The organism is Pseudomonas sp. D47 (assembly GCF_045447305.1).
Lineage (GTDB): Bacteria > Pseudomonadota > Gammaproteobacteria > Pseudomonadales > Pseudomonadaceae > Aquipseudomonas.
Genome location: NZ_JBJGXU010000031.1, coordinates 1 through 18125, shown reverse-complemented (window position 1 = coordinate 18125; position 18125 = coordinate 1). Strand labels below are relative to the sequence as shown.

The following is an 18125-nucleotide window of genomic DNA, read 5'->3' as shown; positions in this document are numbered from 1 at the left end:
ATCACCCCATGGCTACCATGAGAGCCGCAGTTTTCGTTGAAAAAAACCGCATCGTTCTAGACGACAAACCGATTCCCGAAGTTGGTCCGCTGGACGCATTGGTACGTATCACCACCACGACTATTTGCGGCACCGACGTGCATATCCTGCGCGGCGAGTACCCGGTGGCCAAAGGGCTGACTATCGGCCATGAGCCGGTGGGCGTGATTGAACGCCTGGGCTCCCAGGTACGCGGTTTTGTCGAGGGCCAGCGGGTGATCGCCGGCGCCATCACCCCCAGCGGGCAAAGCTATGCCTGCCTGTGCGGCTGCGGCTCCCAAGACGGCCCCGACACACGCCATGGCTTTCGCGCCGCCGGCGGCTGGAAATTCGGCAATACCCTCGACGGCTGCCAGGCCGAATACGTGCTGGTTCCTGATGCGCTGGCCAACCTGTGCCCGATTCCCGATGGCCTGAGCGACGAACAGGTGCTGATGTGCCCGGACATTATGTCCACCGGTTTTTCCGGCGCCGAGCGCGGCGAGGTGAGCATTGGCGATACGGTGGCAGTCTTCGCCCTGGGGCCTATCGGCCTGTGCGCGGTGGCGGGCGCGCGGCTCAAGGGCGCGTCGATGATCATTGGCGTCGACGGCGTCACTGAACGCATGGGCGTGGCCCGAGGCCTGGGGGCCACCCATATCATCGACTTCAAGAAAGGCGATGTGGTCGAGCAGATCATGGCCTTGACCGACGGCCGTGGGGTGGATGTGGCCATCGAGGCCCTGGGCACCCAAGGCACGTTCGAGTCGGCATTGCGGGTGCTGCGTCCGGGCGGGCGCGTGTCCAGCCTGGGGGTGTACTCCAGTGACTTGCGTATTCCCTATGATGCGTTTGGGGCGGGGCTGGGGGATTACAGCATCGTGTCGACCCTGTGCCCCGGCGGCAAGGAACGCATGCGCCGGTTGATGGCCGTGGTGGCCAGCGGCGGGGTGGATCTGTCGCCGCTGGTGACGCACCGTTTCAAACTCGACGATATTGAGGCCGCCTATGAGCTGTTCGCCCACCAGCGCGACGGCGTCATGAAAGTCGCGATTACCCCCTGAAGACCTGCGCATAGGCGGCTAACGCTCGGGCAAGCCTTCGCGATGTGGCTGGGGTTATTCGTCAAGTGATCGCGGGATCTGCAGGGAGGCTCTCAACCCGCCGTCAGCCAAATTATCCAGGCTGATATGCCCCCCAAGACGTTGGGCGATGGTCTGTACGATGGTCAGCCCCAAGCCTGCCCCTTCGGCATTGCCCCTGCTGTAGAACAGCTCGAAGAGCCGATCGCGCTCGTTCTCGTCAATGCCGGGGCCTTGGTCATCCACGTTCAGTTCGAAACCGCTGGTGTTTTGGCGCAGGCCCACCGTGATCACCCCGTGTTCCGGTGAGAAGTTTGCCGCGTTGGTCACCAGATTGGTCAGGGCGATATTGATGGTGGACGCCTCGGACCTTACGCTGTAGTGCGCATCATCTACGTCAAACACCAATTCCAGGCCCTTGCTCAGCAGCCAGGGCGTCAACTGAATCAGCGTGTCACGCACGGTGGTCGCCAGGTCGATGGCCTGCACCGGTGGTTGCCCGGCGCCGGGCTCCAGACGGGCCATGGTCAGCAATTGGTTGACCAGGCGGCTGGTGCGGTCGACGCCCGTGATCAGAAATGCGAGGGACTCGCGCCGTTCGGTTTCAGTGCCGGCTTCCAACAGGTTTTGCGCGTGCACGCGCAAAACCGCCAGGGGCGTGCGCATTTCGTGGGCGGCGTCGGCGATAAAGCGCCGCTCGCGGCCGAGCACTTCCTGGATCTGTGCCAGCATGCGGTTCAGCGCGGCTTGCATCGGTTCCAGCTCCATGGGCAGCGGGGTCAGTTGCATCGGTTCCAGGGAGCCGGAATGCCGTGCGCGCAAGGTGGCGGCCATATTGGCCAGCGGCTTGAGCCCCCAACCGATGGCCAGCCAGACCATCGCAGCCAGGATCAGGCTACCCAATACATTGGGCCACAAGGTGTGGCGCACGATGCGGCCTACCAGGTCGGAGCGCACGTCGTCGCGTTCTCCTACCCAGATCCGCAGCCCGGTGTCTTTGTCCTTGAGCACAAAGCCGCGCCACTCACGGCCATTGAGGTCGTTGACATTGCTGTACCCGGGTTGGGCGGGCGGCGTGGCAAATGAGGGGGCGCTGGCGGTAAACACCATCAGTTCACCCTGGGGGCTCCACACTTGAAAAGCGATTTTGCTTTCGTAAGGGTGCCCGTCCACCTTGGGTATGGCTTCGCCCAAGGCTTTGTTGAACGCCCGATACAGGTCAGCCTGATCTTTACTGGCCAGCGGCATGCTCATGACGCCCTGGAGCAGGCGCGCGTTCTGCGCCAGTTGGGCGTCGTAGACTTCGGCTATTTCGTGGTTGCTGTCATGCAGGTTAAGCACGCTGATCACCAATAACCCGGAGAGCAGCAGGCCGATGATCAACGTCAGGGTGCGCCGCCGAATCGACGTCATCGACGCTCCTCCACCAGGTAGCCAACGCCGCGAACGGTGCGGATCAGCTCACTGGAGAACTTTTTGCGCAGGTGATGGATGTGCACCTCCAGGGTGTTGCTTTCAGCTTCTTCGTTCCAACCGTAGAGCAACTGCATCAACTGGTCGCGGGTCATGACGCGCCCGGGCGGCGAGAGCAGTTCGTGCAGCAGTTGATATTCTTTGGGCGTCAGCAGCACGGTTGCGCCGTTGTAGCTGACCTGTTGCGTGCTGGGGTTCAGGCAAATGCCCGCATGTTCGATCAGTACCTGCGCACGCCCGGCGCTACGGCGCAGCAGCGCCCGCAGGCGTGCCTTGAGTTCGGCCAGGTCGAAGGGTTTGATCAGGTAGTCATCGGCACCGGCGTCGAGCCCGGCGATGCGGTCTTCGGTGGCATCCCGCGCCGTGAGGATCAGTACCGGCACGTTGGCGCCGCTGTCACGCAGGCGACGCAATACTTCCAGCCCATCCATGCGCGGCAGGCCCAGATCGAGCACGACCACATCAAAGGTTTCGCTGAGCAGCGCATGCAAGGCACTGCTGCCATCTTGCAGCCAGTCAACGGTGTAGCCCTCACGCACCAGCGCCTGGTGAATACCTTCGCCCAGCGCTACATCATCCTCGATCAGTAATAGCCGCACATGGACTCCTGTCAGTTGAGTTTCTTGTCGACGTCGGCCAGTAAGCCTTCGATCTCTTTGCGGCGTCCGGTATCGGCAGTTTCCCGACCTGGCCGTGGCGCGGCCAGCAAGGCTTTGCGCAGGGCGTCCCGGGCTTCGCCATAGCGTTTTTGCCGGTACAGGTGGTCGCCCCAGAAATACAGACTATCAATGCCCGCCGGGTTCAGTTGCAAGGCCTGTTTGAGTAACTGTTGCGCCTTGTCGGCGTCGCCAAAGCCGATCGGCCAGCCGGGTACACGGTCGTACAGCGCCGCCAGGCTGGTATAGGCCGAGCCTTGCAGGGCCTTGGGGTCTAGCGCGAGTGCTGTTTCCAGGTCGACCTTGGCTGCCTTGACCTTGCTCAATGCGCCGAGCCCACCTTGGGCGCCGGCCCAACTGCTGGAGACAATCCCGGCCCAGATCCACGCTTCGGCAGCCTGGGGGCGGGCTTGGGTGAAAGCGTTCGCCTGGGTGGCGAGCTGTTCAAAGGCCTGGGTACGCTGCTCCTCGGGCAGGTTGTATTGAATATGCGCCCAGCGCGTCTGGATGTCAGCCAGGCGCTGCTGATCGCCCGCATCCAGGGCCCAGGTGAAGGGGCTCAGGGCGGTGAGCAGCAGCGCAACGAAAAGACGTTTCATGGATTCAGATCCTTATTCACGGGTTTGTCGCTCAAGCGACGTACCAATGGCAATTGCTTGCGCAAGCCACGGTCGACCAGGTTCGGCAACAGGCTGTTGAGGCGCACAAAGAAGCGCTCCGGCCAGCCCAAGTACAGATCGCGACGATCCTTGGCGATTGCCTGGGTCACGGCCGACGCGACGATGCGCGGGTCATCGACGTTGGACTTAAGGGCCGTGTTCAAGGCCTGCGCCGCCTGGCTGTTCATGCGCGTATGGGTGGCGCGCGGCGCCACGTACAACACACCCACCCGCGTATCGGCCAACTCCCGGCGCAACGCCTCGGAAAACCCGCGCAAGGCAAACTTAGTGGCGCAGTAAGTGGCATAGCCGGGGTAGCCGATGGAACCGTAGGTGGAGCCGACGTTCACCACCATGGCGCTCTCGGCTTGCTTGAGCAGGGGCAACAGCAGCTTGGTCAGGCAGATCGGCGCGGTGATGTTCAACGCCAGCATGCCGTTGATTTCGTTGTCGTCCAACTGCTCAAGCATGGCGAAGTGATTGATGCCGGCGGCGTTGATCAGCAGGTTGACACCGCCGATGGCCTCGGCCGCGGCCAGCACTTTGCGGCGGTCGGCGAGGAAGGTCAGGTCGGCACTCACCCAACACAGCTGCTGCGGGTATTGGTCGAGCAAGGGCTCCAGCGGTGCGCGATGGCGTGCCACGGCCAGCACTTGCGCCCCGCTGGCACACAGGGCGTCGGCAATCGCCAGGCCGATACCGCCACTGGCGCCGGTCAGCACGACGCGGGCATCAGACAGGCGCATGAGCAGCCTCCCCGATACGCGGCAGGTTGCGGAACATGTCGGTATAAAGGGCGTACACCACTTTTGACGCATGGATCACGGCAGCCTGGTCGTCCGGGTCTTGCAGGCTGTTCATCAAGCGGCGGTAGGTTTCCATATGGCCGATGTCCAGGGAACCGTGGGAGCTGAGGTAACTGAACGCCGTGGCAGGCAGTTGCAGGCGTTCGCGAATGCTGCCGGCGGCGTGAGTGGCCAGGGCGATGCTGGTGCCTTCGAGCACATTGACCATGCCGAACAGACCCACCGGGTTGCCGCGGGCGATCAGGTCATAGAGGTAACTGACCATCAGTTCGATAGGCAAACCCGGGCGCCCGTCACGTACTGCATCCTTGTCGCCGCCACAGGCGTGGATGTCATTGAGCACCCACTGCTCATGCCCATATTCATCCTCGATGTATTCGCAGACGGCCTTGCGCAGCCATTCCAAGTGCGAGGGCAGGCGCGCGCCACAGGCCATCATCAACGGCACGGTATGACGAACGTGGTAGTAGGCCTGGGCAAGAAACGCGCGATAGCTCTCCAGGCTGACTTTACCTTCCAGCGCATCCCGAATGATCGGCAGGCTGAACAGTGCCTGGCGTTCCTGTTGGGTGGCCTCTTGCAGCGTGTCGAAAAAATTCACGATGGGGTTTCCTCTTTGTGTGCGGTAGACAGTTGGGTTTGATAACGCGCGACGATGGCGTCGCGCCGTGGCCGGCCGTTGGCAGTGAGCAAACCGTTGGCGGCGCTGAAGGGTTCATCCAGGCGCGTCCATTGATGCACTTGGGCGTAGTCGGGCAAGGTGCTATTGACTGTGGCCACGGTGGCGGCCAGTTGGGCGTCGGTGCAGGCGTTGCTATGGGGCCAGAGCAACGCGTGATTCTCGGGCAGGGCTTCGCCATAGACGAACGCCTGGGCGATGACGCCGCCTTGGGTCAATTCGGCCTCGACCCAGTCTGGGTTGACGTTGCGGCCGTAACTGGTCACGAACTGATGTTTCTTGCGGCCCTTGAGGTAGAGAAAGCCGTCTTCATCGAAGGCGCCCAGATCGCCGCTGGGCCACCACTGCTCGGGTTGTTCGCTGTGACCCAGGTAGCCGAGCAAGGTCGAGCCTTTGATCAGCACTTCATCGTCTTCGGCCAAGCGGATTTCCACGTGGGGCAGGGGCCGGCCGACGCTGCCCGGGCGCTGCGCATCGGGGCGATTGAGGCATACCACCGAGGCACATTCGGACAGCCCGTAACCTTCAAACACCGGCAGGCCCAACTGTTGTGCCCGGTGCAGCAAGGCTTTGGAAACGCGCGCACCACCCACCGCAGCAAAGCGCAGCCCTCGCGGGCTGAACGCCTTCTGTTCGGCGGCGATGACTAACATCAGCAGTAATTGCGGGACCAGAATCAGGCTGTGGGGCTGACGCTCCGCCAGGCAACCGAGCAATTGCGCGGCGTCCACCGCACTGGCGCCCTGGATACCCAGGCTTCTCTGGCTGGGCACACTCAAGGTGGCGCCGGCATACAGCGCGGCGTAGCAACCGAGGTTTTCGAGCAAAATCGCGATGGGCAGCAGCGCCAAGTGGTGACGTGGGTCGGTGGCGTGGCTGGCCTGGTGCAACTCGCGAGCGACCCGCAGCACGCTATCGGCACTCAGGCATACGCCCTTGGGCGCCCCGGTGGTGCCGGAGGTGAATGTCACCTTGGCCGTGCCCGACGGCATCGAAGGGCGGTCTGCAAAGGTTTTGCACCAGAAGTCGCCGCCTTGGTGGTAACCGGCGGCCAACAGCTCAGCCTCAAGATACGGCTCGGCGATCACCCGTTCGGCGTGGCTTTGTTCAAGGCAATGGGCACGCTGAGCAGGGCTGAAAAACGGCGGCAAGGTCAGGCAGGTCAAGCCCTCGAACAGTATTGCCAAGTCCCACAGCATGGCATCGACGCCGTTGTCCAAGGCCAAGGCGACCACGTTCACGCCTTCATCACGCAGGCGTTGCTGGCGATAGGCAACCTCGGCAAACAGTGAGGTGTAATCCATTTTCAACGTATCGCCCCACAGGGCGATGGCGCCGTCGTTACGTTCGGCATAGCCGCGCAGCACAGCGTGGAAGCGGCGGGTTTCAGGCGACATGGCTGGTGTCCTCAAAGGTAGTGGGCAACCCAAGGCGTGAGAACAGGCCCATGTTGCGCAAGTGGATGAACCCGGCGCGGATATTGCCGACATGCACCCAGGGTTGGCTTTCGTAGTAACTGCCCCAGTGATGGCGGTCATCGCCCAGGCGTTGCGGGTCGGCCGCGCACAGGGTGACCGGCTTCAACCCCAGGCGGTGGAAGCTGTTGACCAGGCCGATATTGCCGGTGAACGCCACCCACTCCAGGCCGCCCATGGCCAGTAACCAGGTCACCGCGATGATGCTCAGGCGCGCACTGCCGGTGTCGCTGGCGGCCAGGTTGCCGACTTCGGCGATGGCGTGGCGCTCTACCGTTTGCTCGGCGGCGGCACTGATCAGCGGATCGATCGGATGGTCCAGGTAACGCTCCAGAAACAGCGGCTCGTCACCTGCCAGCCGTACCCCGGCGACCGCACACAGGTCGCCGTTAGCCTGGCTGACGCCAAACAGCTGAGGCATGAAGTGTCGGATGTCGGCGCCATGGGCAATGCGAAAACGCTGTTGGATAAACGCCTCGAATGCCGGGCGCTGTGGGTCGTGGGGCAGGGCGCGGGCTAGGCGCAGTTGTGCACTGTCGGCCTGGCCGAACAGCAGGGGCAAAGAAGTCTTCCAATCGATATCGGGCATTGGCGGTACGCCTCCCACGTGATGTTGGGAGGAGTATCAAAGGCATTTCTTAACGAAGTCTGAAGGTGGTGAAAATGATCGGTTTGCCGATCTTCAGACTGCCTTAAGACTGGGGCGGCAGGGTAGCGCCACCATTCACGCAGAAGGTTTGTACCCCATGACTCAAAATCCGCTGACACCGCGCTACGCGAGACTCTCGATGACCCTGCACTGGCTGATGCTGGCGCTGTTTGTCGGCGTGTACACCTGCATTGAAATCAAAGGCCTGCTGCCGCGAGGCAACGCGCTCAAGGGACTGTTCCTGGGGGCTCACTCGCTCTTCGGGATCGCGATTTTCGTGCTGGTGTGGCTGCGCTTACTGGGGCGTCTGGCGCCCCGTCCGGCGATCCTGCCACGTCCGCCTCTGTGGCAGACGGCCGCGTCGCACCTGATGCACTGTGCGCTGTATGGCTTGATGATTGTGACGCCGTTGTTGGCCTGGCTGATGCTCAACGCTGCCGGCAAGCCGGTGCCGTATTTTGAGTTTGCGTTGCCGACGTTGGTAGCACCGGACCCGGACCTGGCCAAGCAATTCAAACACTGGCATGAGTGGCTGGGCAGCACCGGGTATTGGTTGATCGGCCTGCATGCGGCCGCTGGGTTGTTCCACCATTACTGGGTGCATGACAACACCCTGGTGCGCATGCTGCCCAAGCGTTACGGGCGCTGAAAACGTTGATGGCTGAAAGCTTGCGCGCGAGCTTTCAGCCAACAGAGATTTATCACTTCTGCGCTTGATGAAACGTTTAACCAAACGATAAACGGCACACGCAAGCGCTTGCGTAAGCAAATGTATCTGGCATAGAGTCGGCGGCACTCGCCTACAAAAATAATAATGCCAGGAGCTCATCCATGAGCCTTGAACCCTTGCTTGAGATGCAGGGCATCAGCAAAACCTTCAACGGTTTGCGCGTGCTCAAGAATGTCGGTCTGAAGGTCTACCCCGGTGAAATTCACGCGTTGATGGGGGAGAACGGCGCCGGCAAATCGACCCTGATGAAAATCCTCTCCGGCGCTTACCAGGCCGACTCCGGCGGTGAAATCCGCATCGACGGCCAGCCCGTCGCCACCTTCGACCCCGCCACCGCCAAGACCCTCGGCATCGCCGTGATCTACCAGGAACTGAGCCTGTGCCCGAACCTCAGCGTGGCCGAGAACATCTACCTGGGCCGCGAACTGCGGCGCGGCTGGACCATCGACCGCAAGGGCATGCAAGCCGGCTGCGTCGAGGTGCTGCAACGCCTGGGCGCCGAGTTCAAACCCACCACGCCGGTGAGCAGCCTGTCGATTGCCGAGCGCCAGTTGGTCGAAATCGCCCGCGCGCTGCATGCCCACGCCAGGATCCTGGTAATGGACGAGCCGACCACGCCACTGTCATCGCGTGAGACCGACCGCCTGTTTGCGTTGATCAAGCACCTGCGCAGCCAGGGCCTGGCGATTATCTACATCAGCCACCGCATGGCTGAGATCTATGAGTTGTCGGACCGGGTCTCGGTGCTGCGCGACGGCCAGTACATCGGCGAGCTGACCCGCGACGCGTTGTCGGCCGAAGTGCTGGTGAAAATGATGGTGGGCCGCGACCTCTCCGGTTTCTACAAGAAGGAACACGCCGCCTATAACCCCGGCAACGTGGTGATGCGCGTGCGTGACATGGCCGATGGCAAGCGCGTGCGCAATTGCAGCTTCGACCTGCACGCCGGTGAAGTATTGGGCATTGCCGGGTTGGTCGGGGCAGGGCGCACGGAGCTGGCGCGGCTGATCTTCGCCGCCGACCCGCGCACCTCCGGCACCCTTGAAGTGGTCGGCAAAACCGTCACCCAACTGCGTAACCCGGCGGACGCGATTCGTGCGGGCGTGGTTTACCTCACTGAAGACCGCAAGGCCCAGGGCCTGTTCCTGGACATGAGCGTGGCCGACAACATCAACGTGTGTGCCTGTGTGCCGGACGCGCATGCCGGTGGCGTGCTGGATCGCGGCCATGCCGCGCAGCGTTCAAATGACGCGATCAAGTCGCTGTCGATTCGGGTGGCATCGGGCAAGGTCAATGTCGGCGCCTTGAGCGGCGGCAACCAGCAGAAAGTGCTGTTAGCACGGCTGCTGGAGGTCAAGCCGCATGTGCTGATCCTCGACGAACCGACGCGGGGCGTGGACATCGGCTCCAAGTCCGAGATCTACCGCATCATCAACCAACTGGCGCTGGCGGGCGTTGGCATTGTGGTGATCTCCAGCGAGCTGCCGGAAATCATCGGCACGTGCGACCGCGTGCTGATCATGCGCGAAGGCCAGTTGGTGGCCGAAGTCGGCGGGGCTTCGGGCCACGCCATCTCCCAAGAACGCATTATTGACCTCGCCACTGGTGGCGATCAGGTGGCTGCCCATGGCTGATTCAAACAACAACACACTGACCCTCGCGCCCGTCGGCAAAGCGGAGCGCGTTCGTGAGCTGATGCGCACCGTTGGCATGTTGCCGGTGCTGGTGTTGCTGCTGGTGGGGTTTGCCCTGGCCAGTGAGAACTTTCTCACCGTGCAGAACCTGTCGATCATCACCCAGCAAGCCTCGGTGAATGTGGTGCTGGCGGCGGGCATGACCTTTGTGATTCTGACGGCGGGCATTGACCTGTCCGTCGGCGCGATTCTCGCGGCGTCCGCTGTGGTCGCGTTGCAGGCCTCGATGTCGCCACAGTTCGGCATGTTCGGGATTGCTGCCGGCATCGGTTTCGGCCTGTTGCTGGGCCTGGTCAATGGCGGGTTGATCGCCTTCATGCGCTTGCCACCGTTTATCGTCACCCTCGGTGCACTGACCGCCATGCGTGGCCTGGCGCGCTTGTTGGCGGATGACAAGACCGTGTTCAACCCCGACCTGCCGTTTGCGTTTATCGGCAATGACTCGGTGCTCGGCGTGCCGTGGCTGGTGATCATCGCGGTGGCGGTGGTGGTGCTGTCGTGGTTCATCCTGCGCCGTACCGTCATGGGCGTGCAGATCTACTCAGTGGGCGGCAACCCCGAGGCGGCGCGGCTGTCGGGGATCAAGGTGTGGAAAGTCTTGCTGTTCGTCTACGCCATGTCCGGTGCATTGGCCGGGCTTGGCGCGGTGATGAGCGCTTCGCGCCTGTTCGCGGCCAACGGCCTGCAACTGGGGCAATCCTATGAGCTGGATGCGATTGCCGCGGTGATCCTGGGCGGCACCAGTTTTACCGGCGGCGTCGGCACCATCGGCGGCACGCTGATCGGCGCGCTGATTATCGCGGTACTCACCAACGGCCTGGTGCTGCTGGGCGTGTCGGACATCTGGCAGTACATCATCAAGGGCATCGTGATCATCGGCGCGGTGGCGCTGGATCGCTATCGCCAGTCCGGTGCGCGCACCTGAGTTCACTCCTACAACAATCACAAGAGAGACCCGCATGAACCTTAAACGCCTGTTTCCCGTTATTGCCTTGGCTGCCTTGATGTCAAACGTCGTGCAAGCCCGTGAACTCAAAGCCCTGGGCATTAGCATGGGCTCGCTCGGCAACCCGTATTTCGTCACCCTGGCCGACGGCGCCACTGCACGAGCCAAAGAGCTGAACCCCAACGTCAAGGTGACCTCGGTGTCGGCCGACTATGACTTGAGCAAGCAATTTTCGCAGATCGACAATTTCATTTCGTCCAAGGTTGACCTGATCCTGCTCAACGCCGTCGACCCATCGGCCATGGCCTCGGCGATCAAGAAAGCCCGCAATGCCGGCATCGTCGTGGTGGCCGTGGATGTGGACGCCAAAGGCGTGAATGCCACGGTGCAAACCGACAACGTTGAAGCCGGCAAGCTGGCCTGCCAGTTCCTGGTGGACAAGCTGGCGGGCAAGGGCAATGTGATCATTCAGAATGGCCCGCAAGTCACCGCCGTGACGGACCGCGTCAAAGGTTGCAAGGCTGCATTGGCTTCGGCGCCAGACATCAAGGTGCTGTCCGATGACCAGGACGGCAAAGGCTCGCGCGAAGGCGGCCTGAACGTGATGCAGGGCTACCTCACGCGCTTCCCGAAAATCGACGGCCTGTTCGCGATCAACGACCCGCAAGCGATTGGCAGTGACTTGGCGGCCAAGCAGCTCAAACGCAGCGCCATCCTCATCACCTCGGTGGACGGTGCGCCGGATATCGAGAATGCACTGAAGACCGACACGCAAATCCAGGCCTCGGCCAGCCAGGACCCGTGGGCCATGGCGCAGACAGCGGTGAATGTGGGCAATGACTTGCTCAATGACAAAGCCCCGGCCGAAGCGGTTATCCTGCTTACGCCAAAACTGATCACCCGCGACAACGTGGCTACTTACAGCGGCTGGTCGAGTAAACATTGATTCACTGAAGAGGAAAGCGTCGTGGTCACCATGGATGACGTGGCAAGCAGGGCGGGTGTGTCGACGTCGACTGTGTCCCACGTGTTGAACGGCACGCGCAAGGTCAGCCCGGCCACGGTGCAGGCGGTACAGCGCGCGATCGCCGAGTTGGGTTACATCCCCAATACCCTGGCGCGCTCGCTCGCCCGTTCGAGCACCAGCACGATAGGCGTGGCGATCTCGGCGCTGTCCAACCATTACTTCAGTGAAACCGTGCACGCGATTGAAACTGAATGCGCCAAGCACGGTTACATGATGCTGTTTGTCGAGCCCCACGACGACCCGGAGCAGGAGCTGCGGGTGGTCACGGCGCTGCATCATCGGCGCGTCGATGGGATTCTGCTGGCACCGTCCACCGGCACGAAGGCTCTGGAATATTTGCAGGCCAATCAAGTGCCGACGGTACTGGTGGACCGCATGATGAGCCTGCAGTTTGACCAGATCGGGGTGGAGAATACCCAGTCGACCCAGGCCCTGATCGCGCACTTGATTGAGCACGGGCACCGGCGTATTGGCTTTATTGCCGGGCGTGCGGGGCTTGGCACGACCGATGAACGCGTGGCGGGTTATAGGGCTGCCTTACAGGCGGCTGGTTTGGTGTTTGACCCGCAGTTGCTGGTCAGCGGCGGCTCCAACAGTGAACCGGCGCGGGCTGCGACTGCGCAGTTGCTGGCCTTGGCAGCACCGCCGACGGCGATCATGGCAGGCAATAACCTGATGACGCTGGGCGCCATGCACGCCCTGCGTGACGCGCAGATTGAGGTGCCGAGGCAGATCGCCCTGGTGGGCTTTGATGATTTTGACTGGGCGGATTTTTTCGTGCCGCGCCTGACCTTGATTGCTCAACCGGTCAAGGAGCTGGGCGCGCGCGCGGTACAAATGCTGCTGCAACGCATGGCCACGCCAGCCGCGCCGGTACACAGCGTGCGCCTGGCGCCGAGCCTGCAATACCGTAATTCATGTGGCTGTATTTGATCGGAATGAACCACGTATGAGCAGTCCTGTTTCCCTCGGTATTGATCTGGGCACGTCGGAACTCAAGGCGATCCTGATGGACGCCAGCGGCGCCGTGTTGGCCCATACCGGTGTGCGCCTGAGTGTTTCCCGGCGCCATAGCGGCTGGTCTGAACAGGCGCCGCAAGATTGGTGGCAGGCTTGCTTGCAGGCGCTCGACCAGTTGCGCACACATGAGGCTTTCAGTCGTGTGGCATGCATTGGATTGTCTGGGCAGATGCACGGGGCGGTGTTGCTCGGGGATGACAACCGCGTGTTGTACCCGGCCATCCTGTGGGACGACTCGCGCGCTGTCGCCCAAGCGCAACAACTCGGCCCAGGCTTTGCCGAGGTCACCGGTAGCTTGCCGATGGCCGGGCTGACCGCGCCGAAACTGCTGTGGCTGCAACAGCATGAGCCCGAGGTGTTCAAGGCGATTGCCTGCGTGCTGTCGCCCAAGGATTACCTGCGCTTGCGCTTGAGTGGTGAGCGCATCAGCGACATGTCCGATGCCGCCGGCACACTGTGGCTGGATGTGGCGCACCGTCAATGGTTTACCCCGATGGTACGCGCCACCGGGCTTGCACCTGCGCAGATGCCCCAGCTAGTGGAAGGCGGCGCGGTGGCAGGGCGCGTGACGGCAGCCGGGCTGGGCCTGTCGCCCGCCGTGGTGATTGCCGGTGGCGGCGGCGATAACCCGGTCGCCGCCGTCGGCATCGGCGCGATCAATGCCGGTGACGGCTTCATCACCCTGGGCACCAGCGCAGCCATTGTTGCGATCACCGATCACGCCGCCGGCAACCCGGCCAGTGCGGTGCACAATTTCTGTCACGCATTGCCCAACCGCTGGTACACCATGGGCGCGATGCTCGCCGGCGCCAGTTGCTTGCGTTGGGTGACGCGGCTGACCGGCATGCCGGATGAGCAAACTTTACTGGACCAAGTGCAGGCACAGTTGCCGATCGGCCAACCGGTGCCATTGGATACGCCATTGTTTCTGCCGTACCTCGCCGGTGAACGCACGCCGCATAACGACCCTTTGCTGCGCGGCGGTTTTATGAGCCTGGGCCATGACTGCACACCGGCAATGCTCGGTTATGCGGTGATGGAAGGCGTAGGGTTTGGCTTACTGGATGCCTTGCGCGCCGTGCAATCTGCGGGTGCCAGCGTGGGCGCGTGTGCATTGGTGGGCGGCGGGGCGCGTAGCGAGTACTGGGCGCAGTTACTGGCGAACATTCTGCAGCGGGAGATTTTCACCTTGCAGGGCAGTGAACTGAGTGCGTGTATTGGCGCGGCGAAACTTGGGTTTCTGGCGATTGGCGAGGGCGCGCATCTGCTGGAGGCAGGGATGCCGGTCAAGGCCAGGTATTGGCCTGACCTGGCTCAGCAGCCGGTGTTGCAAGCCCGGTATCGCAAGTTCCAAGGGTTGTTGACGGCGGCGAAGACGCTGCAGGCTTGAGAGACTGCCGCTTCTTCTGTGGCGAGCGTGCTTGTTGTGGCAAGCCCGTTCGCCACAGTAGATCAAACCGTATGACTGGCCAACCGGCGCAGTACGCGGTCCAGCGAGGTCGTCCCTGACACAATAGCGATCCGGTCATTACGTTAGTGACACAGGATCACTCATCAACCAGCGGCGGCAATCGGCGTTTAACCGGGGTTTTCTTGACGATAGCGGTGTTGGTTTCGGCATAGGCGTTGATCCGGTCGAGCAACGTGTCCAGATGGTACATGGTGCGCACGTGCAGCCGCGCGATAAAACAGTCCTCGCCGGTGACCTTGTCGCACTCGGTGAATTCGGGAATCGCCTGGATCTGGCGCTCCACTTCCTGCAACTTGCCCGGCAAGGGGCGGATGCGCACGATGGCCTGCAGCAGGTAGCCGAAGTGCTTGGGGTCGATATCGACCGTGTAGTGCGTCAGCACGCCGCGTTCTTCCAGGCGGCGCAGGCGTTCGCCGACGCTGGGCGAAGACAGCCCGGTGATACCCGCCAGGGCCTTGAGCGACAGACGCGAGTCATCCATCAAAGCTGCGATCAGTTTCTGGTCGATAGTGTCAATCATGCCGTGTGCCTAATAAGAAAAGGTGATTTCGAGGTTTTGCCTTTTTTAGTCGCTGGAGCCGCTGACCAGCAGATTGCCATAATTGAGCCTCACTTGAGGAGCTTCCATCGTGGACACATCTATTCGTCGCGGGTCGTGGGAAATGGTCGCCGCCATGCTGATCTCGGGCACCATTGGTTGGTTTGTGCTGGTGTCGGGTGTGTCGGTGATCGAAGTGGTGTTCTGGCGCTGTGTGATCGGCGCGCTGACGCTGTTGCTGGTGTGTGCGCTGCTGGGCTACCTGCGGCTGGACCTGCTCAGCTGGGCCAAGCTTGGGCTGGCGATGCTCAGTGGCGTGGCCATTGTGGGCAACTGGTTGCTGCTGTTCGAATCCTATTCCCGTGCTTCCATCGCGATCAGTACGGCGGTGTACAACGTGCAGCCGTTCATGTTGGTGGTGCTGGCGGCGGTGTTTCTCGGGGAAAAGATCACGCTGCAAAAACTGGCCTGGTTGAGCGTGGCGTTCCTAGGCATGTTGGCGATTGTCACCGCCCATGGCGAGCAGCAGAGCGGTGGCGGGGATTATCTGGCGGGTATCGCCCTGGCCCTGGGCGCGGCGTTTTTGTATGCGATTGCGGCGCTGATCATCAAGCGCCTGAAGGCAGTGCCGCCGCATTTGATGGCGTTGATTCAAGTGATTACGGGCGCATTGTTGCTGGCGCCGTTAGTGCCTTGGAACAGCTTGCCTGCAGCGCCCCATGCCTGGGCTGCGCTGGTCACGTTGGGCGTGGTGCACACCGGTTTGATGTATGTGTTGTTGTACGGGGCGATCCAGAAACTGCCGACGGCCATTACCGGCGCGCTGTCGTTCATCTACCCGATTGCGGCGATTTTTGTCGACTGGATTGCCTTTGGGCATCGCCTGGGTTGGCTGCAATGGCTGGGGGTTGCGGCGATTCTGCTGGCGGCAGCGGGGTTGCAGCGGGGCTGGTGGTGGCCCCGCTCCCCAAGGGCTAGTGCGTGCCCTGAAAGATGATATTTTCTGGGTCAAAATGGCCCACGCCGCTGCCTGGCTGTGGCAAGCCCAGGATATGCCCCTTGATCTTGCCCACCACGTGCATTTCGCAGGGTTTGCAGTCGAACTTCAGGGTCAGTACTTCATCGCCGTGAATCAGCTGCATTGGCGCCACCTTGGTCTTCACGCCCGTCACACCCTTGGCCTGTTTAGGGCACAGGTTGAACGAGAACCGCAGGCAGTGCTTGGTGATCATCACCGGCACTTCGCCGGTTTCTTCGTGGGCTTCGAAGGCCGCGTCGATCAGCTTCACGCCGTGACGGTAATAGAAGTCACGGGCTTTCTGGTTGTAGACGTTGGCGAGGAACGACAAGTGCGCTTCCGGGTACACCGGCGGCGGCGAGGTCTCGGCCTTGCGCCCACCGCGCGGGTGAGCCGCGACCCGCGCAGTGGTCAGCGCTTCGATCACTTCACGGCGCAATGCCTTGAGCTGCGAGTTGGGGATGAAGAACGCTTGCGGCGCGTCCAGCTCGATGTTCGTGGCGTGATACTCGGTGGTGCCGAGTTGGCCAAGCAGATCGCGCAAGGTGTCCAGCGCCTGTTCCGGCTTGTTGGCCACACCGAACGGGCCGGGCAGGGTGACGCTGGCGCTGATGCCTTCTTCGCTGGTGGCGGTCACGTGCAACTGGTCTTCGCGCAGGCGTGCCACCCAGGCCAGACCGATGCGGCGCTCGGCCGAGGTCTTGAGCAGCGCCTGTTGCCAGTTATGGTCCAGGTTGCGGTTCAGCGGATGGTTCGGGCGCAGTTGATGCAGGCCGGCAGGCATTTCATTCGGCTCGACGCGGTAGCGGTAACGCTTCTCGCCGTCTTCTTCGAACTCGCCTTTGGGTTCTGCAATGTTGGCGCGGAAACCCACCACTTCGCGTTTGACCAGCACATTGAGGCCGTCGCCGTTGGACAGCGGCTCATGAGTGACGACCTGCAAGTCGCGCTTGCCAGCTTTTTCCACCACACCCACCGGCAGGCCGGTGAAGGTTGGCGTGTCGAACGCGCCGATGTCGATCTTGCGGTCGCTGACAAAGTAGTCGGTGCTACCACGGTGGAAGGTTTTTTCCGGGTCGGGCAGGAAGAAATGCGCGGTACGGCCGCTCGAAGCGCGGGCCAGGTCCGGGCGGTCTTCGAGCACGTCGTCGAGGCGCTGGCGGTAATAGGCGGTGATGTTCTTCACATAGCCCATGTCCTTGTAGCGGCCTTCGATCTTGAACGAGCGCACACCGGCTTCGACCAGCGCGCGGATGTTGGCGCTCTGGTTGTTGTCTTTCATCGACAGCAGGTGTTTTTCAAAGGCCACGACGCGGCCTTGATCATCTTTCAAGGTGTACGGCAGGCGGCAGGCCTGGGAGCAGTCGCCACGGTTGGCGCTGCGGCCATTCTGCGCGTGGGAGATATTGCACTGCCCGGAGAACGCCACGCACAGGGCGCCGTGGATAAAGAACTCGATGGCGGCATCGGTTTCATCAGCGATGGCGCGGATTTCCTGCAGGTTCAGCTCACGGGCCAAGACCAACTGCGAGAAACCGGCCTGGTCGAGAAACTTGGCACGGCCCAGGGTACGGATATCGGTCTGGGTACTGGCGTGCAGCTCGATCGGCGGAATATCCAGCTCCATCACGCCCAGGTCTTGCACGATCAACGCATCGACACCGGCGTCGTACAGCTGATGAATCAGCTTGCGCGCAGGTTCCAGCTCGTTGTCATGCAGGATGGTGTTGATGGTGGTGAACACACGGGCGTGGTAACGATGGGCGAATTCGACCAGTTGAGCGATATCGCTCACCTCGTTACACGCATTGTGGCGGGCGCCGAAGCTCGGGCCGCCGATGTAGATGGCGTCGGCGCCATGCAAGATAGCCTCGCGCGCGATGGCGACATCGCGGGCAGGGCTGAGCAATTCCAGGTGATGCTTGGGCAAGGACATAGTTTTTTTAGTCAGGCTTGTCACGGTCGAGGCGTGCATTGTAGCTCTGAAATGCCTGACCGGCATCTACCACAGGGCTATCAGGCCGAATGCGCGAAGGCGACGCCGATACAGTGTGGGAGCTGGCTTGTCGAATCGCCGCACTGCTGCGATGCAGGCACCTCGGTACGGCAGGGATAGCCGGTTGATGCTATCGCAGCATAGGTATCTACACATCTTTTTATGGGCTGAATTCTTTGGTTGTCGCG

The 18125-nt window shown here is 62.0% G+C and carries 17 protein-coding genes; 8 read left to right on the top strand and 9 right to left on the bottom strand.

Annotated features, from left to right (window positions below):
- Positions 1 to 8: 8 nt before the first annotated feature.
- Positions 9 to 1082, top strand: a complete 1074-nt coding sequence (locus ACI77I_RS19630) for an NAD(P)-dependent alcohol dehydrogenase (protein ID WP_094950545.1) — start codon at positions 9 to 11, stop codon at positions 1080 to 1082.
- 54 nt (positions 1083 to 1136) lie between these two features.
- Here the strand turns inward: ACI77I_RS19630 and ACI77I_RS19625 are convergent, their stop codons facing one another.
- From ACI77I_RS19625 to ACI77I_RS19595, 7 genes are read right to left on the bottom strand one after another with little or no spacing between them, the layout of a single operon-like run.
- Positions 1137 to 2513, bottom strand: coding sequence for an ATP-binding protein (locus tag ACI77I_RS19625; RefSeq protein WP_406998224.1), 1377 nt, complete (start codon positions 2511 to 2513; stop codon positions 1137 to 1139).
- A complete protein-coding gene (locus ACI77I_RS19620; RefSeq protein ID WP_242149321.1) occupies positions 2510 to 3172 on the bottom strand; it encodes a response regulator in 663 nt (220 codons plus the stop codon). The genes ACI77I_RS19625 and ACI77I_RS19620 overlap by 4 nt, the downstream gene beginning before the upstream one ends.
- An 11-nt stretch (positions 3173 to 3183) precedes the next feature.
- The gene (locus ACI77I_RS19615) at positions 3184 to 3828 is read right to left on the bottom strand and encodes a tetratricopeptide repeat protein (RefSeq protein ID WP_263472584.1); all 645 of its coding nucleotides are present in this window, start codon (positions 3826 to 3828) and stop codon (positions 3184 to 3186) included.
- On the bottom strand, positions 3825 to 4634 hold the full coding sequence (locus ACI77I_RS19610; RefSeq protein ID WP_242149327.1) for an SDR family oxidoreductase: 810 nt from the start codon (positions 4632 to 4634) through the stop codon (positions 3825 to 3827). Before ACI77I_RS19610 ends, ACI77I_RS19615 begins: the two co-directional genes overlap by 4 nt.
- Entirely contained in the window at positions 4621 to 5295 is a 675-nt protein-coding gene (locus ACI77I_RS19605) for a TenA family transcriptional regulator (RefSeq protein WP_094950540.1), read from the bottom strand. The genes ACI77I_RS19610 and ACI77I_RS19605 overlap by 14 nt, the downstream gene beginning before the upstream one ends.
- Complete coding sequence (locus ACI77I_RS19600) at positions 5292 to 6770, bottom strand: AMP-binding protein (protein ID WP_406998223.1); 1479 nt, start codon at positions 6768 to 6770, stop codon at positions 5292 to 5294. The genes ACI77I_RS19605 and ACI77I_RS19600 overlap by 4 nt, the downstream gene beginning before the upstream one ends.
- A complete protein-coding gene (locus tag ACI77I_RS19595) occupies positions 6760 to 7437 on the bottom strand; it encodes a thermostable hemolysin (RefSeq protein ID WP_094950538.1) in 678 nt (225 codons plus the stop codon). Before ACI77I_RS19595 ends, ACI77I_RS19600 begins: the two co-directional genes overlap by 11 nt.
- Positions 7438 to 7594: 157 nt before the next feature.
- On the opposite strand from ACI77I_RS19595, the gene ACI77I_RS19590 reads away from it, so the two are divergent.
- From ACI77I_RS19590 to xylB, 6 genes are all read left to right on the top strand, one after another.
- Positions 7595 to 8146: a cytochrome b gene (locus ACI77I_RS19590; RefSeq protein ID WP_094950537.1), complete on the top strand. Its 552-nt coding sequence runs from the start codon at positions 7595 to 7597 to the stop codon at positions 8144 to 8146.
- A gap of 182 nt (positions 8147 to 8328) precedes the next feature.
- Positions 8329 to 9861 carry a sugar ABC transporter ATP-binding protein gene (locus ACI77I_RS19585; protein ID WP_406998222.1) on the top strand — a complete coding sequence of 511 codons (1533 nt, stop codon included), beginning with the start codon at positions 8329 to 8331 and terminating at the stop codon, positions 9859 to 9861.
- Positions 9854 to 10846 carry an ABC transporter permease subunit gene (locus ACI77I_RS19580; RefSeq protein ID WP_094950535.1) on the top strand — a complete coding sequence of 331 codons (993 nt, stop codon included), beginning with the start codon at positions 9854 to 9856 and terminating at the stop codon, positions 10844 to 10846. Before ACI77I_RS19585 ends, ACI77I_RS19580 begins: the two co-directional genes overlap by 8 nt.
- Positions 10847 to 10880: 34 nt before the next feature.
- Entirely contained in the window at positions 10881 to 11813 is a 933-nt protein-coding gene (locus ACI77I_RS19575) for an ABC transporter substrate-binding protein (RefSeq protein ID WP_406998221.1), read from the top strand.
- 21 nt (positions 11814 to 11834) lie between these two features.
- On the top strand, positions 11835 to 12827 hold the full coding sequence (locus ACI77I_RS19570; protein WP_406998220.1) for a LacI family DNA-binding transcriptional regulator: 993 nt from the start codon (positions 11835 to 11837) through the stop codon (positions 12825 to 12827).
- A gap of 16 nt (positions 12828 to 12843) precedes the next feature.
- Complete coding sequence (gene xylB, locus ACI77I_RS19565) at positions 12844 to 14304, top strand: xylulokinase (RefSeq protein ID WP_406998219.1); 1461 nt, start codon at positions 12844 to 12846, stop codon at positions 14302 to 14304.
- 157 nt (positions 14305 to 14461) lie between these two features.
- Here the strand turns inward: xylB and ACI77I_RS19560 are convergent, their stop codons facing one another.
- Positions 14462 to 14905 (bottom strand): Lrp/AsnC family transcriptional regulator, encoded by a 444-nt coding sequence (locus ACI77I_RS19560; protein ID WP_406998218.1) that lies wholly within the window; start codon positions 14903 to 14905, stop codon positions 14462 to 14464.
- 109 nt (positions 14906 to 15014) lie between these two features.
- Between ACI77I_RS19560 and ACI77I_RS19555 the strand changes: the two genes are divergently transcribed.
- Positions 15015 to 15920, top strand: a complete 906-nt coding sequence (locus tag ACI77I_RS19555; RefSeq protein ID WP_242149336.1) for a DMT family transporter — start codon at positions 15015 to 15017, stop codon at positions 15918 to 15920.
- Here ACI77I_RS19555 and ACI77I_RS19550 read toward each other — a convergent pair.
- Positions 15898 to 17877 (bottom strand): U32 family peptidase, encoded by a 1980-nt coding sequence (locus ACI77I_RS19550; protein WP_094950586.1) that lies wholly within the window; start codon positions 17875 to 17877, stop codon positions 15898 to 15900. The two genes, ACI77I_RS19555 and ACI77I_RS19550, sit on opposite strands and share 23 nt — an antisense overlap.
- Positions 17878 to 18125: the final 248 nt, after the last annotated feature.

Coding starts and splice junctions, on each gene's coding strand:
- ACI77I_RS19630 (WP_094950545.1), top strand. CDS start 9: ATGGCTACCATGAGAGCCGCAGTTTTCGTTGAAAAAAACCGCATCGTT.
- ACI77I_RS19625 (WP_406998224.1), bottom strand. CDS start 2,513: ATGACGTCGATTCGGCGGCGCACCCTGACGTTGATCATCGGCCTGCTG.
- ACI77I_RS19615 (WP_263472584.1), bottom strand. CDS start 3,828: ATGAAACGTCTTTTCGTTGCGCTGCTGCTCACCGCCCTGAGCCCCTTC.
- ACI77I_RS19610 (WP_242149327.1), bottom strand. CDS start 4,634: ATGCGCCTGTCTGATGCCCGCGTCGTGCTGACCGGCGCCAGTGGCGGT.
- ACI77I_RS19600 (WP_406998223.1), bottom strand. CDS start 6,770: ATGTCGCCTGAAACCCGCCGCTTCCACGCTGTGCTGCGCGGCTATGCC.
- ACI77I_RS19595 (WP_094950538.1), bottom strand. CDS start 7,437: ATGCCCGATATCGATTGGAAGACTTCTTTGCCCCTGCTGTTCGGCCAG.
- ACI77I_RS19590 (WP_094950537.1), top strand. CDS start 7,595: ATGACTCAAAATCCGCTGACACCGCGCTACGCGAGACTCTCGATGACC.
- ACI77I_RS19585 (WP_406998222.1), top strand. CDS start 8,329: ATGAGCCTTGAACCCTTGCTTGAGATGCAGGGCATCAGCAAAACCTTC.
- ACI77I_RS19580 (WP_094950535.1), top strand. CDS start 9,854: ATGGCTGATTCAAACAACAACACACTGACCCTCGCGCCCGTCGGCAAA.
- ACI77I_RS19575 (WP_406998221.1), top strand. CDS start 10,881: ATGAACCTTAAACGCCTGTTTCCCGTTATTGCCTTGGCTGCCTTGATG.
- xylB (WP_406998219.1), top strand. CDS start 12,844: ATGAGCAGTCCTGTTTCCCTCGGTATTGATCTGGGCACGTCGGAACTC.
- ACI77I_RS19560 (WP_406998218.1), bottom strand. CDS start 14,905: ATGATTGACACTATCGACCAGAAACTGATCGCAGCTTTGATGGATGAC.
- ACI77I_RS19550 (WP_094950586.1), bottom strand. CDS start 17,877: ATGTCCTTGCCCAAGCATCACCTGGAATTGCTCAGCCCTGCCCGCGAT.